The following is a 17,078-nucleotide window of genomic DNA, read 5'->3' as shown; positions in this document are numbered from 1 at the left end:
CGCCTTATCTACAAAGACTGACTGACAAACAAAAAAGAATGGGGATTCCCCCATCCTTTCACACTTCGCCTTCCTTCACAAAATACACCTTCTCATAAGCGGGTCTTAATGTTGATTCCTCTTTTTTATCGACCTCTTTAAAACAAGGATTCCCTTGTTTTTTCCTACGATCTTCATATTCAGTACGTAATTTCGCTGTACGATTTTGTTGATTTTCAAAACTAGTTTTTGATATTTCTAATTTCACAGCAAAGCCATTTATAAATCTAATAATAAGATTTCCATCTTCTAATTCTTTATTACTTTCAATATAAAAATGAGACAACCAAGCGCACTCTTTTCTAGAGTAAGAATAGGTAGGGAAAAAATAAAGTTGATCTGCTGGACTAATCGCAATCGGTGCTTTATGTGTAATATGAGTTAACTCTTTCGTTCCTTCTTTTCTGCCTAAGAAACTAGAGCCATGCTTGCGGCAACTTCTTTCTATAATATCTAGAGGTTTTTGAAATACGAAAAAAGAATCATTCATTTCAACGACTCGCGTAACAATTTTCTTTTCACTTAGAATAACAGGAAGTAAGGCCATCGTATTTTTCGTTACAACATAATTTTCGACATAGCGTTCCACTTTACTTTCCATACTCCATTATCTCCTTTTTTCCATTTATATTAGCAGCTGCATATATAATTTTAGCATCTATGAAAAGGAAATAGCTTACAAGTTCCGCTTTTTTACAATTTTTTATCATTTATCAAACATTTGTTAAACAATAAAATCACAATATAGAAATTAATTAATTTTAAAGTTATAAAAACAGCATTTATACTACCTATAAATATTTATTATCCATTCCTCATTTCACATCATTACAACAACTAACTTTGCTATAATTAAAATGTAAATCCAATATATGGAGGGCCACTATGGAAGAAAAAGAGATTCAACCATCGATTCAAATGAAAAATAGTAGCGTCATTATCGTGAAAAACTCAGCTAGTATTATATTCGGTTTATTTTTCATTCTGCTATTCTTTGCCAAACCGTTTCGTAAATCAAAATGTCCAGAATGTAAAAAACGTGAGAAGAAAAAATCAGGGCAAGAACAATAAAAGGCCTTCCTTTATGGAATGCCTTTTTACATTTGTAGTATCATTTTATTTATTCTTCTTCCCCCTAAAAAACGACTATATTTTCTTCCAAGGTTCTCTACATCTTTTTTGATTTGTAATATAATCCTTATATAAAACATGAGAAAGAGTATTTGTACTTGTTACCCGCTTTTAATTTTTATTAAAAAATTAAAATTTGTACATCTTTATCCATCACTAACAATTCGTTAATTAGTTAACTTTGCAATATAAGTTTTGTATATAATGTCATTCAAAAACAAAATATATATAAGTAGCTATTTATAATTACATTGCTTTTTATCGAATTCTAAAAAGGAGTTGTATACTATGGATAAAGAAAATCCATTAAATCAGCAGGTTAATAGCATTCCCTCAGATGCTCTGAATACCCCTAGTAAGGAACAAGAACAACTGTTAGAAACATCATCTCAAAACGTACAAAATTCCAACAACAACGCTAACAAAAAAGATGTTACTCAAGGTCTATCTGGAAAAGATTTCTCCATTTCAACAGAGAATACAAATTTATAGTTATTTACTATCATACGCAGCAAATGCTCTTGCTGAACTAATTCTTCTACAGAAACTAATACGCATTCCAGATAATTTTTTACCAGTTGTAACATCGAAAAAGAGATTTAGATATAAAAACAGGCTCTAAAAAAACTTTCTCCACAACAAAAAAAGGATGGCATTAGCCATCCTTTTTTCCATCATCAACTATAAAATTATAGTTTGATTACGTTTTTAGCTTGAGGTCCACGGTTACCGTCTTCGATTTCGAAGCTAACTTTTTGACCTTCTTCTAAAGATTTGAAACCGTCAGTTTCGATTGCTGAGAAGTGTACGAATACGTCGTTTTCGCCTGGAACTTCGATGAAACCGAAACCTTTTTCGTTGTTAAACCATTTTACTTGTCCTGTTACTGCCATAATTATTTCCTCCTAAGAAAATACAAATTTTAAATTTTTTAGTCTTCCTGTCTAAAAAAAGAATCCACACATTATCAAATACGAAACATAAACTAGTTCTCACATACTTTTTCTCGTTCGTTTTCAGCACTTGATAACATATGGATTGCTTAATTTAACTATTCAACTGACATCATCATAGCACATTAAAATAAAATGTACAATCTTTTTCGAAAATAGAATTTCTAATTTTTAGTATTTCTTATAAAATATAATTATCTCTATTCTAAATAAGGAGGAGTTTATGACCAATAAAATTCCTAGAAAAACATTAAAAAGAATTGAAGAGGATATTGAAAATAATAATCTTGGAAAAGCAAGAGATAGATTGCATGGCCTCATCTTTACATACCCAAATGAATTACATCTTCGAAAACAACTCGGAGATATTTATTATAAATTACAATATCCAGAAATGGCTGGACGTTACTGGTATCTAGAAGAGCATAAAACAGGTATTATGCATGAATCATGTTTATTATTTGAAAAATCAATGGGAAATAGTCCTCATCATATTGCACGTGCTTTAAAGTTTAAAGGCGATTCTAACCATATAAAAGGGTTGTATAAAGATCAACCTTTATCTTCAGTGCAGAAGAAAGTAGCAGAGGAGTTAATTTATGAGTATAAAGAAACATGGAAAGATAAGCTAGTTCCTTTTGGCTGTCTAGCATTGCTTGCTTCCCTCCTCTTTTCTGCCGTTGTTGGTCTATTCACTATTTGGAATTGGATTTTTTAATCACAGGGGGAATTTTCACATGTCAAACTACGCTAAAGAAGAAAGGCTAACAGGGGGAAACGTCTCAAGCGTATATCGTTCTGAAAATACTGTTCGGCGAGAGTTAAAGCCAGGCAGTGAAAAGATTCATAAGCTATTGCAATATTTAGAAAACAAAGGATTTCATTATGCTCCAAAGTTTTTAGGTGTAGATGAAAAGGATAGAGAGATTTTATCCTTTATTGAAGGAGAAGCTGGCAATTATCCTTTAAAAGAATATATGCGATCTAATGATGTATTAAAAGAAATAGCAAAGATGCTCCGCCTTTACCATGATGCTGTAAGTGATTTTCCGTTATTAGCTGATTGGAAACCGATGGATCATACTCCAAATAACATTGAGGTTTTATGTCACAATGATTTTACCATATATAACATTATTTTTAATAATAAGAAGCCAGTAGGGATTATTGATTTCGATGTTGCTGCTCCTGGTCCAAGACTATGGGATATCGCTTATACACTCTATACTTGTGTGCCTTTAAGTAGAGTGTATTATACTGAATCCGGTGAAGCCGTTCATTATGACTCATCGCAACATGCAGATCGTATTAAAGAGAGAGTGAATTTGTTCGTTCAGTCCTATGATAAAAATATGGATGAAGATTACTTAGGAATGGTGTTGCTTCGATTAGAAGGGTTATGTACATATATGAAACGAAAAGCTCAAGAAGGCGACTTGAATTTCCAAAGAATGATCGATGAAGGACATCTAGAGCATTATGAGAAAGATATGAAGTTTATTCGTGATCATAGGGCTGAGTGGAGTTGATTTAGTAATAAAGAAAAGTTAGTATCGTTTTTTGCCGACAACTCAATCTCTCTTTTCGAATCGTTTAGAAAATAACAAGGGGCACCTTTCAAAAAGGTGCCCCTTCCTTTTATTTCGTAAACTGTGCTTCTTCCGTAGATCCTTTTAACGCTGTCGTTGATGAAGTTCCGCCTGTAATCACTTGTGCCACTTCATCAAAGTAACCTGTTCCTACTTCGCGTTGATGACGTGTTGCAGAGTAGCCATGTTTTTCAGCTGCGAATTCTGCTTGTTGTAGTTCAGAGTATGCTGCCATGCCGCGCTCTTTATAGCCACGTGCTAGTTCAAACATACCGTAATTTAATGAATGGAATCCAGCAAGTGTTACGAATTGGAACTTGTAACCGTAAGATGCGATTTCCTTTTGGAAGCTTGCAATTGTTTTTTCATCTAGTTTTTGTTTCCAGTTAAATGAAGGTGAGCAGTTATATGCAAGTAGCTTCCCTGGATGCTCCTTATGAATTGCGTCCGCAAATCGTTTTGCATCTTCTAAATTCGGTTCTGACGTTTCACACCAAACGAGGTCTGCGTACGGTGCATACGCTAAACCGCGCGCAATTGCTTGATCAAGACCTGCATTTGTACGGTAAAATCCTTCTGGTGTTCTTTCTCCTGTAATAAATGCTTTATCAACAGGATCAATATCGCTCGTAATTAAATCAGCTGCATCCGCATCTGTTCTTGCAACGATAATTGTCGGCACTCCCATTACATCTGCTGCAAGGCGTGCAGAAATTAAATTGCGTACTGCTGTTTGCGTTGGTAGTAATACTTTTCCGCCTAAATGGCCACATTTTTTCTCTGAAGATAATTGATCTTCAAAATGCACACCTGATGCACCTGCTTCAATCATACCTTTCATCAGTTCGAATACATTTAATTGCCCACCAAATCCAGCTTCTGCATCTGCTACAATCGGTACGAAATAGTCTGTATCATCGCTTCCTTCCATATGCTGAATTTGATCCGCACGTTGAAGCGTTTGATTAATTCGTTTTACTACAGCAGGTACGCTGTTCGCTGGATATAAACTTTGGTCTGGATACATATGCCCAGAAAGGTTTGCATCAGCTGCTACTTGCCAACCACTTAAGTAAATCGCTTTTAACCCAGCTTTTACTTGTTGCATCGCTTGGTTTCCTGTTAATGCGCCAAGTGCGTTAATATAGTCTTCTGTATGAAGCGATGTCCAAAGCTTCTCAGCACCACGACGCGCTAACGTATGTTCAATATCAATTGACCCGCGCAGGCGAATTACATCTTCTGCCGAATATGGACGTGTGATCCCTTTCCAACGCTCATCTAATTCCCAGCTTTCTTGTAACTTCTCGATTCTTTCGTTTTTCATTTGTTCCATCCCCTTTTCATTTTTTATAAAATTTCATAACCCGGTAATGTTAAAAATGGTACGAATTCATCATTTCGAACGAGATTTGTAAACAACGTTGTCGCCTCTTGGAATCTCCCTTTCTTAAAGGCTTCCTTACCAATCTCTCTTTCTATTTTTGCTAATTCTTCTTCTTTTAATTCTTCCATTAATTCAAGCGTAATATTACGACCATCATTTAGTTTTCCACCTTCATGACGAATCCATTGCCATACTTGTGCTCTTGAAATTTCAGCTGTTGCCGCATCTTCCATTAAGTTATAAATGGGTGCTGCTCCCCGTCCGCTTAACCAAGATGCAATATATTGAATACCTACGCTAATATTCATGCGAAGGCCCTCTTCTGTAATCGTTCCCACCGGTACCTCTAGTAAATCGTTTTCTGTTACACATATTTCTTCACGTCTTCTAAAAATTTGATTTGGTGTTTTCATAATGTGATTAAACACTTCCATTGCAACCGGTACAAGTCCAGGGTGGGCAACCCAAGTCCCGTCATGACCGTCTAAAGCTTCGCGTTCCTTATCAGCACGCACTTTTTCAAAAGCTGCTTCATTTGCTTCTGGATTATTTTTAATCGGAATTTGTGCCGCCATTCCTCCAATTGCTGGTGCATTACGGCGGTGACATGTTTGAATTACTTTCAAAGAATACGAACGCATAAATGGCGCCGTCATCGTGACTTGTGCTCTATCTGGTAGTAAGAATTTATTATGATTACGGAAACTCTTTAAAAAGCTAAAAATATAATCCCATCTTCCGCAGTTTAAGCCAGCAGAATGATCTTTTAGCTCATACAAAATTTCATCCATTTCAAACGAAGCGTGAATCGTTTCCAGTAACACAGTTGCTTTAATCGTTCCATTTGGAATGCCGATATATTTTTGAGCAAATACGAATACATCATTCCATAATCTCGCTTCTAAATAACTTTCCATTTTCGGTAAGTAAAAGTATGGGCCGCTCCCTTTTGCTAAAAGAGCTTTCGCATTATGGAAAAAGTACAAGCCGAAGTCTACTAAGCTACCCGACATATTTTTCCCATCAACTTGCATATGCTTTTCCTCTAAATGCCATCCTCTTGGACGTACAATGAGTACAGCTGTTTTCTCATTTAATCTATATTCTTTCCCTTTATCATTTTCATGTGAAATCGTTCCCTTTACTGCATCTCGTAAATTGATTTGGCCTTCCACTGCATTTTCCCAAGTTGGTGAATTCGAATCTTCAAAATCCGCCATAAAAAGATGCGCTCCTGAATTTAAAGCGTTAATGACCATCTTTCTATCTACCGGTCCAGTAATCTCTACACGGCGATCCTCTAAGTCTTTTGGCAGCTTGGCAATTGTCCAATCCGCTTCACGTATGTGTTTTGTTTCTTCTAGAAACTTCGGAAACTCCCCTGCATCAATTCTCTTTTGTTTTTCTACACGTTTTTGTAAAAGTTCTATGCGGCGCTCATTAAAATTCTCATGTAGTTCCTTCAAAAAACTAAGCACCTCAGGTGTCAATATTTCGCTGTACGCTGGTAACATTTCTCCAACGAGTGTAACCCGTGAAGTTTGCGTCGACATATTAGCATCCCCTTCTTAAACTGTTTTATAACAGATTTGATTTCATGTTTTATATTATATAACAAATCTTCAGAAAAGGAAGTTTTTTTTGAAAATTCATTTCGTTTTTTTCAAAACGCCATTCTTTCGCGCTTTATTTCATACAAAAAAGGCCGCTGTTATACAACAACGACCTTTTTGTATTATTTTTGAATTTCACTTTGACTAGTTAAACTTTATTACTGCCCTTGTTCCATATCATGCAATATTGCTCTATGTAAAAACTGTGCGTATTGTTCTCTCGTTACCTTCATAGACGGACCGAATTTACCTTCTCCGATTCCCATTGTAATACCATTTGTTTGTACTGCACTAATTGCATTCGTTGCCCATGAATTTGCTGAAACATCATTAAAGTTATGAGATCGCTTTGCCTGTAGGTCAAAAGCATTCGTAAGAACTTGTGCCATTTCCGCACGCGTTAACGTCGCCTTCGGTCTAAAGTTTCCATTCTCGTCTCCCTGGAAAATTCCGATTTCCGTTAGAGCCAATATCTCCTCGATAAAGCTTGTTGAATTTTCATCGATATCTCCATATGGGTTTTCATATTCATCTTGTTCTTCCATATCAAACACACGGTAAATTAAAGCTGCAACTTGCTCACGTGTTACATTATCCCCAAAACCGAATATTCCATCGCCATATCCCAAAATTATTTCTTGTTCCGCTAATTCATGAATTGCCTCATATGCCCAATGTCCTTTTGGTACATCTTTAAATACAATTGTATTTGCTTTTTGCAACGGTGCACTTTCCGCTTTTACACTATTACTCTCTGCTGAGAATAACACCCCACCCATAATTGTTAATGCTGTAGCTGTTTTTAATAATTTTTTGCTCATCAAATTATCTCCCCAATATGTATATGTTTTTTTAAAAATATACAGAATAAATGGTATAGTGACAATATATTTTCCGACACATTTCGTGACGGTTTTGTGAATCATATTACACATCATGTCTTTTTCATCGGGTTGATTATAAAGCTTGTTTATAATCATAAAAATACATAAATACGAATAATAATTCTTTTTTAAACAAACAAAAAAGCACAAATTTTTCTATTTGTGCTTTCATATTTCACTCTACTTCCAATCCTCTTTCAAATGATAATTAATAATCGCATTATTAATAAACTGAGCATATTGTTCTCTAGGTACAGGGCGATTTAATTCATACATGCCATTCCCAGTTCCTCTCACAACATTATTAGATTGTAACGCACTAATTGCATCTTCTGCCCAGTGACCTTTTGGAATATCTTTAAATGTATGTTTTTGTTTCGTTTCAAAATTAAATGCTCGTTTTAAAATGACAGCCATTTCCGCTCTAGAGATTGGTGCTTTCGGCCTAAAATCCCCTTGGCCATCCCCTGTAAAAACACCACGTTTTGTTAACGCTAAAATTTCCTTTTTAAAAGTGGTTGTACTATCAGAAACATCTTTATATGGATTCGCTACTGGCCCTTCTTCTTTTATCTCAAGTGTTCTGTAAATAGTCCCAGCTACTTGCTCACGTGTTATAAGATCGCCAACACCATACTTCCCGTTTCCATACCCTAATATAATTTTATGATACGCTAAATCCATAATAGCATCATATGCCCAAAATCCGTATGGAACATCTTCAAACACAATCATTTGTGGATACTCTTCCGCTTTTACAGGTGTCACATTCGCCCCTGCAAATATACCTCCTGCCATTGTCGCAATCATCATTACACCCAATATTTTTTTCTTCATTATCCTCTCTCCCTATTTCATTCAAATAAAATGAACTTCATTGTTTCAGGAGTACTATTTTTTTTGTGAATGTAAGATAAAATGCAAATCTTCTAGAAGAAATATTCCCACTACCTTTCTGCTTTATACCCCCTTCTTTCTTTTTCAAAAAGGAAGTTGTCACATCTAAGGTGTTATATACTAAAACATTCTACAATCTCTTTATAAACTCCTTTTCACTTTATAACTTCCCTTTATTGGCACCTAAAGGAGATGCCTAATGGAGATTACTATATTCATGGTTTATATTTCAGAGGTAGCATCCCCCTTCACTGATAACTCGCTTTCGCTGAATTTTGAGGTGGGGGTCTTACTGCCCAGCAAATAACGGGATAAAAAAATCATCCTTTTTTCTTAAAAGAGGATGATTTTTTTATATTTATTAACACTCAAATATGCTACTACTTTTGAAGAGTAAATTGGGCAACTATTTGTTTTAATTTTCCTGCTGCGTTATGCATATGTTCAATTGAAACCGAAATCTCTTGAACAGATTTTTCTTGCTGTTGAATAGACTCTTTTACCCTATCAGTTCGGTCAGATGATCTTTGGGAAATTTGAGCCATGTCTTCTGCAGAAGCCGAGATTTCCTCACTACTCGCTGCAATTTCATCTGTAGACATAGATACCGTTTGAATTTGCTCAGATACTTGCTGTACTTTTTCTGTAATTGTTCCAAATACTTTTTCTGTATGCATTACTACTTGTGTACCTGCCTGTACCTCATTATCTACTTTCCCCATCATATGTACCGTATGGTTCGTTGTTCCCATAACTTGAGTAATAAGATTCTCAATTTGTTTTGCAGAATCACTAGATTGTTCTGCTAATTTCCGCACTTCATCTGCCACAATTGCAAATCCTCTACCACTTTCACCAGCACGTGCAGCCTCAATTGCGGCGTTTAATGCTAATAAGTTAATCTGGGAGGTAATACCTTGCATAACATCAATGATTTTAACAATTTCTTCTGATTGTTCTTTCATAGTCTCTACTTGTTTCACACCGCTATGTACCGAATTTTGGATTGTATCCATCTGTTGAATCATTTGTTTCATTAATTTGTTACCACTCTCTGCATCTAATGCTGATTGAGCAGATAATTCATTTACAGAGGATGATGTATTGACTATACTCTGCATTCCTTGCGTCAACTCTTCCATCGCACCCGCAGTTTGTTCCATTGCTTGCATTTGACTCTCTGCACCATTTGCAACTTCTTCAATATCCATAGTGATTTTCTTCGCTGCACTACTAGATACTTCTGATGCAGATACTACTCCGTCTGCATGTTGGAATAAAAGCTGAATATTATTCTCTACTTCTTGCATATTTGTTCTTAGCCCTGCAATCATCTCGTTAAAATTACTTACTAATATACCTAATTCATCCTTAGCAGTATACTCACCATGTACGGTTAAATCTCCTTCTTTCGCTCTTTCCATCATACGACTAACCGTTTGTAAAGGAGCAACTATGAGCTTGCTAATAATATAACTTACTATACATATAACGATTGTAGTAACTACTACAAGAATGATAAAGGTAATAACGGAACGATCAATCATTTTTTGAGAATCTTTAAATACTTGGTCAGCTAAATTTGAAACATACGATTCTAGATCCACTGCATAACCAGCTAACTCTATTCCCTTCGGTTTTAATTCCTTCTGAAATTCATTTACCATTTGTGGCTCATTTGTTGCCTTCGCCTTTTCAAATAATTTTTTATATGTATCTTTATAACTTGGCAAAGATTTCTTCATCTTCTGAAATAGTTCATCCTCTTGCTTACTTAAATTAAAACCATCATCATATTCTTTTAATAAAGAATCATATTTTTTAAGATCCTTTTCAATATTATCAATTATCCCCTCTTTATTTGCCACTTCATTTTGTGATGCCGTAATTAATTCTAGTAAGTTATATTCTAATGAATTTTGTGTACGAAGCATTCCTTCTAATAAAATTGCAGAATATTGATAATCATCTACTACAACCTCTGTATCGTGCTTAATCTTATTAATAGAATTAATTGCTACACTGCTCATAATTACCATACCTAAAACTGCTAATGAAATAAGCGCTAATAATTTATATTTCACTTTTAAATTTTGTAAAAAATACATTTTTCCACCTTTATTCCTTTATATATAGATTTTTAGAATTTTATAGCTTATTATTTACAAAATCGTAATAAAAAGCAATGATAAATATTCCCAATATGAAACTTATATCTCTATAAAAAAAGAAGTAGCTATCATGCTACTCCTTTTTGCTTTGTTTCTCATATTGTTCAAACGTATGAATTCTTTCAAAAATTGGTGGGTGCGTGTATAAGAAAAATTTTACTAACGCAGGCGGATTTACTTGGCTTAAACTTGTTTTTGATAAATATTGAAAAGTTTTCACACCAGATTTCCCATCCTTCGTCATATTTAAAGCATATTGATCTGCCGCTCTTTCTTCTATACGTGAAACGTAGTTTGTTGCTGGTTGTGCTGCAAAAGAGAGGACAGAAGAAATTAAGAAAAATAAAGGTAAAATGGAGAAACATGCTACTTTTGAAATTTGCAATGTATCTCCCCATTTGCGAATACACATATTTATAATACGACTAATTAAAAACATACCTATAAACGATAGCAATACATAACTTGCAACGCCAAAATATATATGTTTCATAACATAATGCCCCATTTCATGGGCCATTATAAATAAAATCTCTTTATCTTTTAACTGCTTAAGTGTTGTATCCCACATTACAATACGGGCGTTAGGGCCAATTCCTGTTACGTAAGCATTTAATGCATTCGTTTTTTCTGACATATTTACTTCATATACGTGTTTAGCAGGAATGTCCGCTTTGTCTGCTATCGCTAAAATTTTCGTTTCTAATTCTTTATTTTTCAGCGTCGAGAAGTCGTTATACAGTGGATCAATAACGACAGGCTGTATGAATGTTAAAAAGATTGTAAATGGAACAGAGAGCGCCCATCCTGCGAGCCACCATCTCTTCGGAAATTTACGGATAAGCCATAATAGAACGGTAACTACGATTAACATAGTCGCATAACTTTCCCAAAAACCGATAACATGATCTTTTATCCAGCTTTGTGTACTTTGTGTTGAAATGCCGTAATCAACGGACACTTTCCGGCCAATCCATTGCATCGGTAAGGCAAGCACTGTTGTCAATAATGATAAATAAAAGAAATAAATCGCAACTTGCAAAACACTTATTTTAGTCGTTTCCTTCGACCATTTCTCAAACTTTCTTGAAATACCTAGCACAAGTACAAATAATAAAATAATCCATTCAAGAGGCGTCGCTAAAAAGTATAGTAAATTTTTCACGCGCGAATAATCTTGGCTTAGCGTAAGCTCTCTCGTACTCATAAACGTTTCTGGATCTGCACTCGTTCCCTTATACATGTCCGGAATAAGTTCATGATTCCATCCAAATAAATACCAATATATAAGTAACGCAAATCCAACGTACAAAAAAAGCGACCAACCGATAACCTTCTTCACGCTATTCCCTCCTCTATGCTGCCTGTCTATTATTATTGTAAGTTCGTACACGCTAAATTAGAACAAGCTTATTATGTGAATTGCTCTGGATCTTTTTATTTACATAAAAAAACTCTTCTACATAAGAAGAGTTTTACCTATCTTTAAACACTTTCTTCGGTTCACAATCCGTACACTTACAAACCAACACGTACCCTACTTGCTTTTTAGATAAAATAAAAAGCCTCTTTAAGGAAGTACATCTATTAATAAACTAAAATCTTGTAAAGAGAAAGAACTATATTTCATAATACCCTGTACAGCTAAAAGTAAAACCAGACCGATCACACACATATAGTTAACGCTTTCTTCATTCTTTTTTTCAGTAACCACTCCACCACTTATACATAAAATCCCTAGCAAATGGAGCGCTAAATACATGAAAAAATAAGCTTCCTCCCAGCGCAAAATAACATTCACTGTCGTTATTAACACTAGACTAAGTAAAATCAAATAAAAAAACTTATTTGATGATATCGTTTCATTCATATAATTTTATACATCCCTTTCAAATTTCGAATTAATGATGTTTCAAAGCTATAAAGTAAATGATTGTTTTTATACCATAAAACAAAAGGAAAGCCACCATTACTTTCTCGAATACTTTATGAATCCACATATACTTCTCTTCATTCTTTTTGAAGATGCGCTTCATCATTTCTTCTACAATTAGACCAAATGTTAGTAAAACCCCGAACACAATAAGAAGAGAAATAATATTTTCTTTTAAATGAGTACTAGAAAATACGTAATACTCTGGAAACACAATCGTATCTACTACAGGTTGAAGCCAATGACAAACACTTCTATCACACATATCTGTAATAGACGTAGAATCTATAATGTCTTTTAATATTTTTTCAACCGTCTTCTTCATCTTATTTACTCCCGACTACATCTGAAAAGCTCTTTTCCTGCTCTGCATATATAACCGGCACTTCTTTACTCCAATATTTGCGATTAACAAATAAAAAGATAAGTACTAAGTTTAATCCTGTTATAAAAATAATAAGTCCAGGAAAGAATGTCGTATAATTTGAGAAATCGGCAAAACTAATAATTTTTTCTCTACTTATTAGAAAAGACGCACCTATTACAAATGCATTGTTTAACATATGTATTGCAATTGGCATGAGTAAACTTTTCGTACGAATATATACGATTGACAATACGATGCTGAATATGGCTGCACCGAGGAAATCAACATGTAACAACGCAAACAATATTGCTACAACGATGGTCGCTATGCTCGTTCCCCATTTTGTTGCAAAACGTTGAAGTAAAAATCCGCGAAAAACAATTTCCCCGATAATTGGTGCGATGAATACGACCCTAATGACTTGAGATACATATCCCCCAGTACTATCTACAATTGGTTCATGCAGGGCGTTCATAATAAAGTCCGGTGTAATCCATGCAAAACTATACATATACAAAATAAGATACCCGTAACTAAACATGCATAACATAACCGTAATGTATAAAACTTGTACCAAGTTAAATGTTTCATTTTTATTAACAAATAATGAAAATGAAATGTGGTGCTTTCTATACTCATAAGAAATCCATACCATCGGAAGGATATAGAATATAAGGATATTTATAAAAGAAGAATTTTGTATATGAAATATACTTGTTAGCAAATCGCCACTACTTCTCGCTATTAAAATTAATAGTGCAAATACAATTAAAAAATATCTAGCTCGCATCACTTGAAACGGGTTCACACTCATCTCCTCCCCTATGTTACTTTTATCATATCATTTGATTCTTAATTTTTTGCGAAAGAAAACCTTAAAATTTCCTTAAAAATTCCATAAGTTACAAAATGATGATATGATATTCGAGAAAATTAGGAGGGATATTTATGTACCAAGCAAATATTTTACTCGTTGATGATGAAACAGCAATTTTACAATTACTAACTACCATTCTTGAAAAAGAAGGCTTTTCTCATATTACAACTGCAACATCAGCTGAAATAGCTTTATCTCTAACTAAGCAAAACAATTACGATTTAATTATTTTAGATGTAATGCTTCCTGGACAATCTGGTTTTGATATTTGTCCAATCATTCGCCAACAAACAGATTGTCCAATTTTCTTCCTATCAGCAAAAGCATCTGATTTAGATAAAATATCCGGATTTTCATACGGTGCAGATGATTATATTACGAAACCATTTAATCCATTAGAAGTAGTAGCACGTATGAAAGCACAGCTTCGGAGACATATGAAACAAACCGTACCACACGAACAAAAACCACACTCAATTTCATTTGGAAGATTTGAAATTGATCAGCACTCTGCAGAACTAACAGTAGATGGGCACATTGTCGAATGTTCTGCTCAACTCTTTCAACTACTACTCTTCTTTTGCGAGAATCCGAACTACGTATTTTCGAAAGAGGAAATATATGAAAAAGTTTGGGGAGCACCTGCCTATAATGGCGATGACAACACTGTTATGGTCCACATTCGAAAACTACGTGAAAAAATTGAACACGATCCAAGTAAACCAGAATATATAAAAACCGTTCGCGGGCTTGGTTATAAGTTCGTTACAAAGTAGGGTGACGATATGAATTTTAATAAACGACTTATTATTCAATTTATCATGCAACACGTTTTTGTTTTAGTTACATTACTTATCGCTGTAGTTGCTGCTTTTACTTATTTAATTTTTCTTCTTACTAGTACTTTATACGAACCTAACATTCCGGATTCTGATAGTTTTACAATTTCAAGATACATCTCTTCAGAAGATGGGCATATTTCGTTACAATCTGAAGTGCAAGATTTAATAAAGGAGAAAAATGATTGGCTCCAAGTTGTAGATGAAAACGGAAAAATCCTCTACCACTTTAATACACCAAATGATGTTCCGGATGCTTATACGAAGACATCTTTAGTCGCATATATACAGCATCATATCGAAAGCAATTATAAATTTACATATTGGGAAATTGAATTAGAAGAAAAGAAAGCACTTGTTATTTATGGTGGTATGTTAAAAAGCAATGCGTTACTGACAGCAATTCAAAAGGATCACTCCTCTTTAACGATGGATTCGTTCACATTAACAGATCAAGAAAAACAGTTACTGTCTAAAGAAAAAGCAGCACTTCAAATATTTAATCAAAATGGCGAAGAGGTTTTTTCCTATCCAACTGGAAAGAAAAAAACATTTTCAGCAATACAAATCGCCCTTAATGAAAAAGAGCCGTGGAATCATAAAGAAAATACGTCTAGCTTTTACGATGCAAATAGTGGCAACCTTCTCGTTGTGACTGCGAAAAATGATCACTACTATCCAGATGACGAAATTGAAGATGTATTTACTAAGAAGTTTCTCATCGGATGCGGATTAATCCTTCTTATCGTATTTGTTTATTTAGTCATTCTTTCTATTTGGTACGGTAATAAATTCGGGAAACCGTTATTACATGCGATGCGCTGGCTTAAAAATATCGCTGGCGGAAAGTATGAAGAACCTATTAGTAAAAAAGGAAAACCTGTCAGGTTCCGGCGATCTGGTAAAGAAAAATGGTCATTCCGTTTGTTTAGAGATGTAACAAGTTCACTAGAACACCTTTCTATTACACTCAAAAAAAATGATGCGATGAGGCAAGTCCTCCAGCAAACACGAGAAGAATGGATTACCGGTCTAACACACGACTTAAAAACACCACTTAGCTCTATTATATGGCTACGCATTATTACTCGAATCGGATCAATATAACTGGACTGATCGTGATATTCAGCAATTTGGTAGTGTTATGAAAGAGAAATCTCAATATATGACGACATTAATTGATGATTTAAGCTTAACGTATCAATTAAAAAATAACAGCCTTCCTGCCCAACACGTAAACATTGAAATCAATCAGTTCGTTCAAAAAGTATTATTGCAGTTTATTAACAATCCAACACTACAAAATCAAAATATTGAATTCGTACCGAGCTCAAATAAAATTCAATATTTCATTGAAGAAAAATGGTTTCAGCGTATTATCGAAAACTTACTCGTAAACGCGGTAAAACATAATAATGAAACGACTAATGTCATCGTAAAACTATCACAAAACGCTAATTCCTTTACACTCTCCATTTCAGATGACGGAAAAGGAATGGATGAAAAAACGAAAGAACTTCTATTTGAACGATATTACCGCGGAACAAACACAGAAGAAAGCAACATCGGAACTGGACTTGGCCTAGCCATTACAAAACAGCTCGTTCATGCTCATAACGGAACAATTTCCGTTGATAGTGCACTCGGAAAAGGAACGACGATTATCCTTGTATTTCCGTTTCGTTCGTAAGAAAGATGCTATGTGGCGTCTTTTTTTCTTTTCTGGGAGAGTTTTGCGGTAATTGAAATTATGCAGATCGTTTTTTTTGAGGTGTTTTAGCGGTATATGAAATTATATCGGCGATTTTTTGAATATATCGGCGCAACTCGAATTATATCAGCGATTTTTTGAATATATCAGCGCAACTCGAATTATATCGGCGATTTTCTAGATATATCGACTTACCGACAAAAACCGACAATACTAACCTACTTCCCTACTATACAAAGTAAAAATAACCCTTCATAACTCACTATGAAAGGTCACTCCATATTTCAGCTATTTCCCTACTAACACAAACACATTCTCATCAGGTGCTTCCATTACTGCAACATGTCCTGATTCTGTTGGAAATGGTTCGCGAATCCACTTTACATCTTTATTATCTTTTAAACTCTCATACGTTTGTTGTACATCTTCTACTAATACTTCGACTTCCGTAAAATTAATATCCGGATGATTGCTTATTACTAACTCCGAACTTTTCTCATCTGGAAATTTCAATCCTATTAACGTCCAAATAGCTCCTTCTTCTAGTTCTCTTTCTATCATCCAGTTTTGCTTCATTCCCATTTCTTTATAGAAAGAAACTGATCTTTCTATATCTTTCGTATGTATAGATACACATTCTAGTTTTTTGAACATTTTCCCATTTCTCCTTTTATGAAAAAGCGAACC

General features: G+C 34.5%; 17 protein-coding genes and 2 pseudogenes. 6 read left to right on the top strand and 13 right to left on the bottom strand.

What is annotated here, in order from left to right:
- Positions 1 to 58: 58 nt before the first annotated feature.
- A complete protein-coding gene (locus tag ACXKY9_RS04830) occupies positions 59 to 640 on the bottom strand; it encodes a competence protein ComK (RefSeq protein WP_000444439.1) in 582 nt (193 codons plus the stop codon).
- A gap of 284 nt (positions 641 to 924) precedes the next feature.
- On the opposite strand from ACXKY9_RS04830, the gene ACXKY9_RS04825 reads away from it, so the two are divergent.
- Together ACXKY9_RS04825 and ACXKY9_RS04820 are read left to right on the top strand one after the other, a co-directional pair.
- Entirely contained in the window at positions 925 to 1,110 is a 186-nt protein-coding gene (locus ACXKY9_RS04825; RefSeq protein WP_000391373.1) for a hypothetical protein, read from the top strand.
- A gap of 348 nt (positions 1,111 to 1,458) precedes the next feature.
- Positions 1,459 to 1,662, top strand: coding sequence for a hypothetical protein (locus ACXKY9_RS04820; protein ID WP_000356923.1), 204 nt, complete (start codon positions 1,459 to 1,461; stop codon positions 1,660 to 1,662).
- A gap of 197 nt (positions 1,663 to 1,859) precedes the next feature.
- Here the strand turns inward: ACXKY9_RS04820 and cspA are convergent, their stop codons facing one another.
- Positions 1,860 to 2,063, bottom strand: a complete 204-nt coding sequence (gene cspA / locus ACXKY9_RS04815; RefSeq protein ID WP_000301518.1) for an RNA chaperone/antiterminator CspA — start codon at positions 2,061 to 2,063, stop codon at positions 1,860 to 1,862.
- Between the two features lie 283 nt (positions 2,064 to 2,346).
- Here cspA and ACXKY9_RS04810 point away from each other — a divergent pair, with 283 nt between their 5' ends.
- Both ACXKY9_RS04810 and ACXKY9_RS04805 read left to right on the top strand, forming a co-directional pair.
- Positions 2,347 to 2,841, top strand: coding sequence for a DUF6584 family protein (locus ACXKY9_RS04810; protein ID WP_000182395.1), 495 nt, complete (start codon positions 2,347 to 2,349; stop codon positions 2,839 to 2,841).
- A 19-nt stretch (positions 2,842 to 2,860) separates the two neighbouring features.
- Positions 2,861 to 3,652: a phosphotransferase gene (locus tag ACXKY9_RS04805; RefSeq protein WP_000073798.1), complete on the top strand. Its 792-nt coding sequence runs from the start codon at positions 2,861 to 2,863 to the stop codon at positions 3,650 to 3,652.
- Positions 3,653 to 3,761: 109 nt separating this feature from the next.
- On the opposite strand, the gene aceA is transcribed toward ACXKY9_RS04805, so the two are convergent.
- The 10 genes and pseudogenes from aceA to ACXKY9_RS04755 all read right to left on the bottom strand — a co-directional run bounded on the left by aceA (position 3,762) and on the right by ACXKY9_RS04755 (position 13,772).
- Positions 3,762 to 5,039, bottom strand: a complete 1,278-nt coding sequence (aceA, locus tag ACXKY9_RS04800; protein WP_000787346.1) for an isocitrate lyase — start codon at positions 5,037 to 5,039, stop codon at positions 3,762 to 3,764.
- Positions 5,040 to 5,062: 23 nt separating this feature from the next.
- The gene (gene aceB, locus ACXKY9_RS04795; RefSeq protein ID WP_000107349.1) at positions 5,063 to 6,652 is read right to left on the bottom strand and encodes a malate synthase A; all 1,590 of its coding nucleotides are present in this window, start codon (positions 6,650 to 6,652) and stop codon (positions 5,063 to 5,065) included.
- Between the two features lie 218 nt (positions 6,653 to 6,870).
- Positions 6,871 to 7,638: an S-layer homology domain-containing protein gene (locus ACXKY9_RS04790; RefSeq protein WP_113623467.1), complete on the bottom strand. Its 768-nt coding sequence runs from the start codon at positions 7,636 to 7,638 to the stop codon at positions 6,871 to 6,873.
- 138 nt (positions 7,639 to 7,776) lie between these two features.
- On the bottom strand, positions 7,777 to 8,433 hold the full coding sequence (locus ACXKY9_RS04785; RefSeq protein WP_000727094.1) for an S-layer homology domain-containing protein: 657 nt from the start codon (positions 8,431 to 8,433) through the stop codon (positions 7,777 to 7,779).
- A 440-nt stretch (positions 8,434 to 8,873) separates the two neighbouring features.
- Complete coding sequence (locus tag ACXKY9_RS04780) at positions 8,874 to 9,665, bottom strand: methyl-accepting chemotaxis protein (protein WP_404978265.1); 792 nt, start codon at positions 9,663 to 9,665, stop codon at positions 8,874 to 8,876.
- Between the two features lie 156 nt (positions 9,666 to 9,821).
- A pseudogene (locus ACXKY9_RS04775) lies at positions 9,822 to 10,601 on the bottom strand (MCP four helix bundle domain-containing protein); the annotation flags it as partial.
- Positions 10,602 to 10,737: 136 nt separating this feature from the next.
- Entirely contained in the window at positions 10,738 to 12,006 is a 1,269-nt protein-coding gene (locus ACXKY9_RS04770; protein ID WP_000755729.1) for a M48 family metallopeptidase, read from the bottom strand.
- 228 nt (positions 12,007 to 12,234) lie between these two features.
- Complete coding sequence (locus ACXKY9_RS04765) at positions 12,235 to 12,534, bottom strand: DUF2101 family protein (RefSeq protein ID WP_001006050.1); 300 nt, start codon at positions 12,532 to 12,534, stop codon at positions 12,235 to 12,237.
- A 31-nt stretch (positions 12,535 to 12,565) separates the two neighbouring features.
- Positions 12,566 to 12,922, bottom strand: a complete 357-nt coding sequence (locus tag ACXKY9_RS04760; protein WP_000754343.1) for a hypothetical protein — start codon at positions 12,920 to 12,922, stop codon at positions 12,566 to 12,568.
- Between the two features lies 1 nt (position 12,923).
- Entirely contained in the window at positions 12,924 to 13,772 is an 849-nt protein-coding gene (locus ACXKY9_RS04755; RefSeq protein ID WP_001067989.1) for a CPBP family intramembrane glutamic endopeptidase, read from the bottom strand.
- 140 nt (positions 13,773 to 13,912) lie between these two features.
- On the opposite strand from ACXKY9_RS04755, the gene ACXKY9_RS04750 reads away from it, so the two are divergent.
- Positions 13,913 to 14,617, top strand: coding sequence for a response regulator transcription factor (locus ACXKY9_RS04750; RefSeq protein WP_000283864.1), 705 nt, complete (start codon positions 13,913 to 13,915; stop codon positions 14,615 to 14,617).
- 9 nt (positions 14,618 to 14,626) lie between these two features.
- Positions 14,627 to 16,370 (top strand): annotated as a pseudogene (locus ACXKY9_RS04745) (sensor histidine kinase).
- Positions 16,371 to 16,679: 309 nt separating this feature from the next.
- On the opposite strand, the gene ACXKY9_RS04740 reads toward ACXKY9_RS04745, so the two are convergent.
- Positions 16,680 to 17,045: a VOC family protein gene (locus ACXKY9_RS04740; RefSeq protein WP_000473643.1), complete on the bottom strand. Its 366-nt coding sequence runs from the start codon at positions 17,043 to 17,045 to the stop codon at positions 16,680 to 16,682.
- Between the last annotated feature and the right edge of the window lie 33 nt (positions 17,046 to 17,078).

The organism is Bacillus sp. 2175 (genome assembly GCF_057812155.1).
This window is presented reverse-complemented; position numbering and strand designations above follow the sequence as displayed.

What these genes read in the sequence shown, in the direction of transcription:
- ACXKY9_RS04830 (WP_000444439.1), bottom strand. Translation starts at nt 640, where the DNA reads ATGGAAAGTAAAGTGGAACGCTATGTCGAAAATTATGTTGTAACGAAA.
- ACXKY9_RS04825 (WP_000391373.1), top strand. Translation starts at nt 925, where the DNA reads ATGGAAGAAAAAGAGATTCAACCATCGATTCAAATGAAAAATAGTAGC.
- ACXKY9_RS04820 (WP_000356923.1), top strand. Translation starts at nt 1,459, where the DNA reads ATGGATAAAGAAAATCCATTAAATCAGCAGGTTAATAGCATTCCCTCA.
- cspA (WP_000301518.1), bottom strand. Translation starts at nt 2,063, where the DNA reads ATGGCAGTAACAGGACAAGTAAAATGGTTTAACAACGAAAAAGGTTTC.
- ACXKY9_RS04810 (WP_000182395.1), top strand. Translation starts at nt 2,347, where the DNA reads ATGACCAATAAAATTCCTAGAAAAACATTAAAAAGAATTGAAGAGGAT.
- ACXKY9_RS04805 (WP_000073798.1), top strand. Translation starts at nt 2,861, where the DNA reads ATGTCAAACTACGCTAAAGAAGAAAGGCTAACAGGGGGAAACGTCTCA.
- aceA (WP_000787346.1), bottom strand. Translation starts at nt 5,039, where the DNA reads ATGAAAAACGAAAGAATCGAGAAGTTACAAGAAAGCTGGGAATTAGAT.
- aceB (WP_000107349.1), bottom strand. Translation starts at nt 6,652, where the DNA reads ATGTCGACGCAAACTTCACGGGTTACACTCGTTGGAGAAATGTTACCA.
- ACXKY9_RS04790 (WP_113623467.1), bottom strand. Translation starts at nt 7,638, where the DNA reads ATGATTCACAAAACCGTCACGAAATGTGTCGGAAAATATATTGTCACT.
- ACXKY9_RS04785 (WP_000727094.1), bottom strand. Translation starts at nt 8,433, where the DNA reads ATGAAGAAAAAAATATTGGGTGTAATGATGATTGCGACAATGGCAGGA.
- ACXKY9_RS04780 (WP_404978265.1), bottom strand. Translation starts at nt 9,665, where the DNA reads ATGCAAGCAATGGAACAAACTGCGGGTGCGATGGAAGAGTTGACGCAA.
- ACXKY9_RS04765 (WP_001006050.1), bottom strand. Translation starts at nt 12,534, where the DNA reads ATGAATGAAACGATATCATCAAATAAGTTTTTTTATTTGATTTTACTT.
- ACXKY9_RS04760 (WP_000754343.1), bottom strand. Translation starts at nt 12,922, where the DNA reads ATGAAGAAGACGGTTGAAAAAATATTAAAAGACATTATAGATTCTACG.
- ACXKY9_RS04750 (WP_000283864.1), top strand. Translation starts at nt 13,913, where the DNA reads ATGTACCAAGCAAATATTTTACTCGTTGATGATGAAACAGCAATTTTA.
- ACXKY9_RS04740 (WP_000473643.1), bottom strand. Translation starts at nt 17,045, where the DNA reads ATGTTCAAAAAACTAGAATGTGTATCTATACATACGAAAGATATAGAA.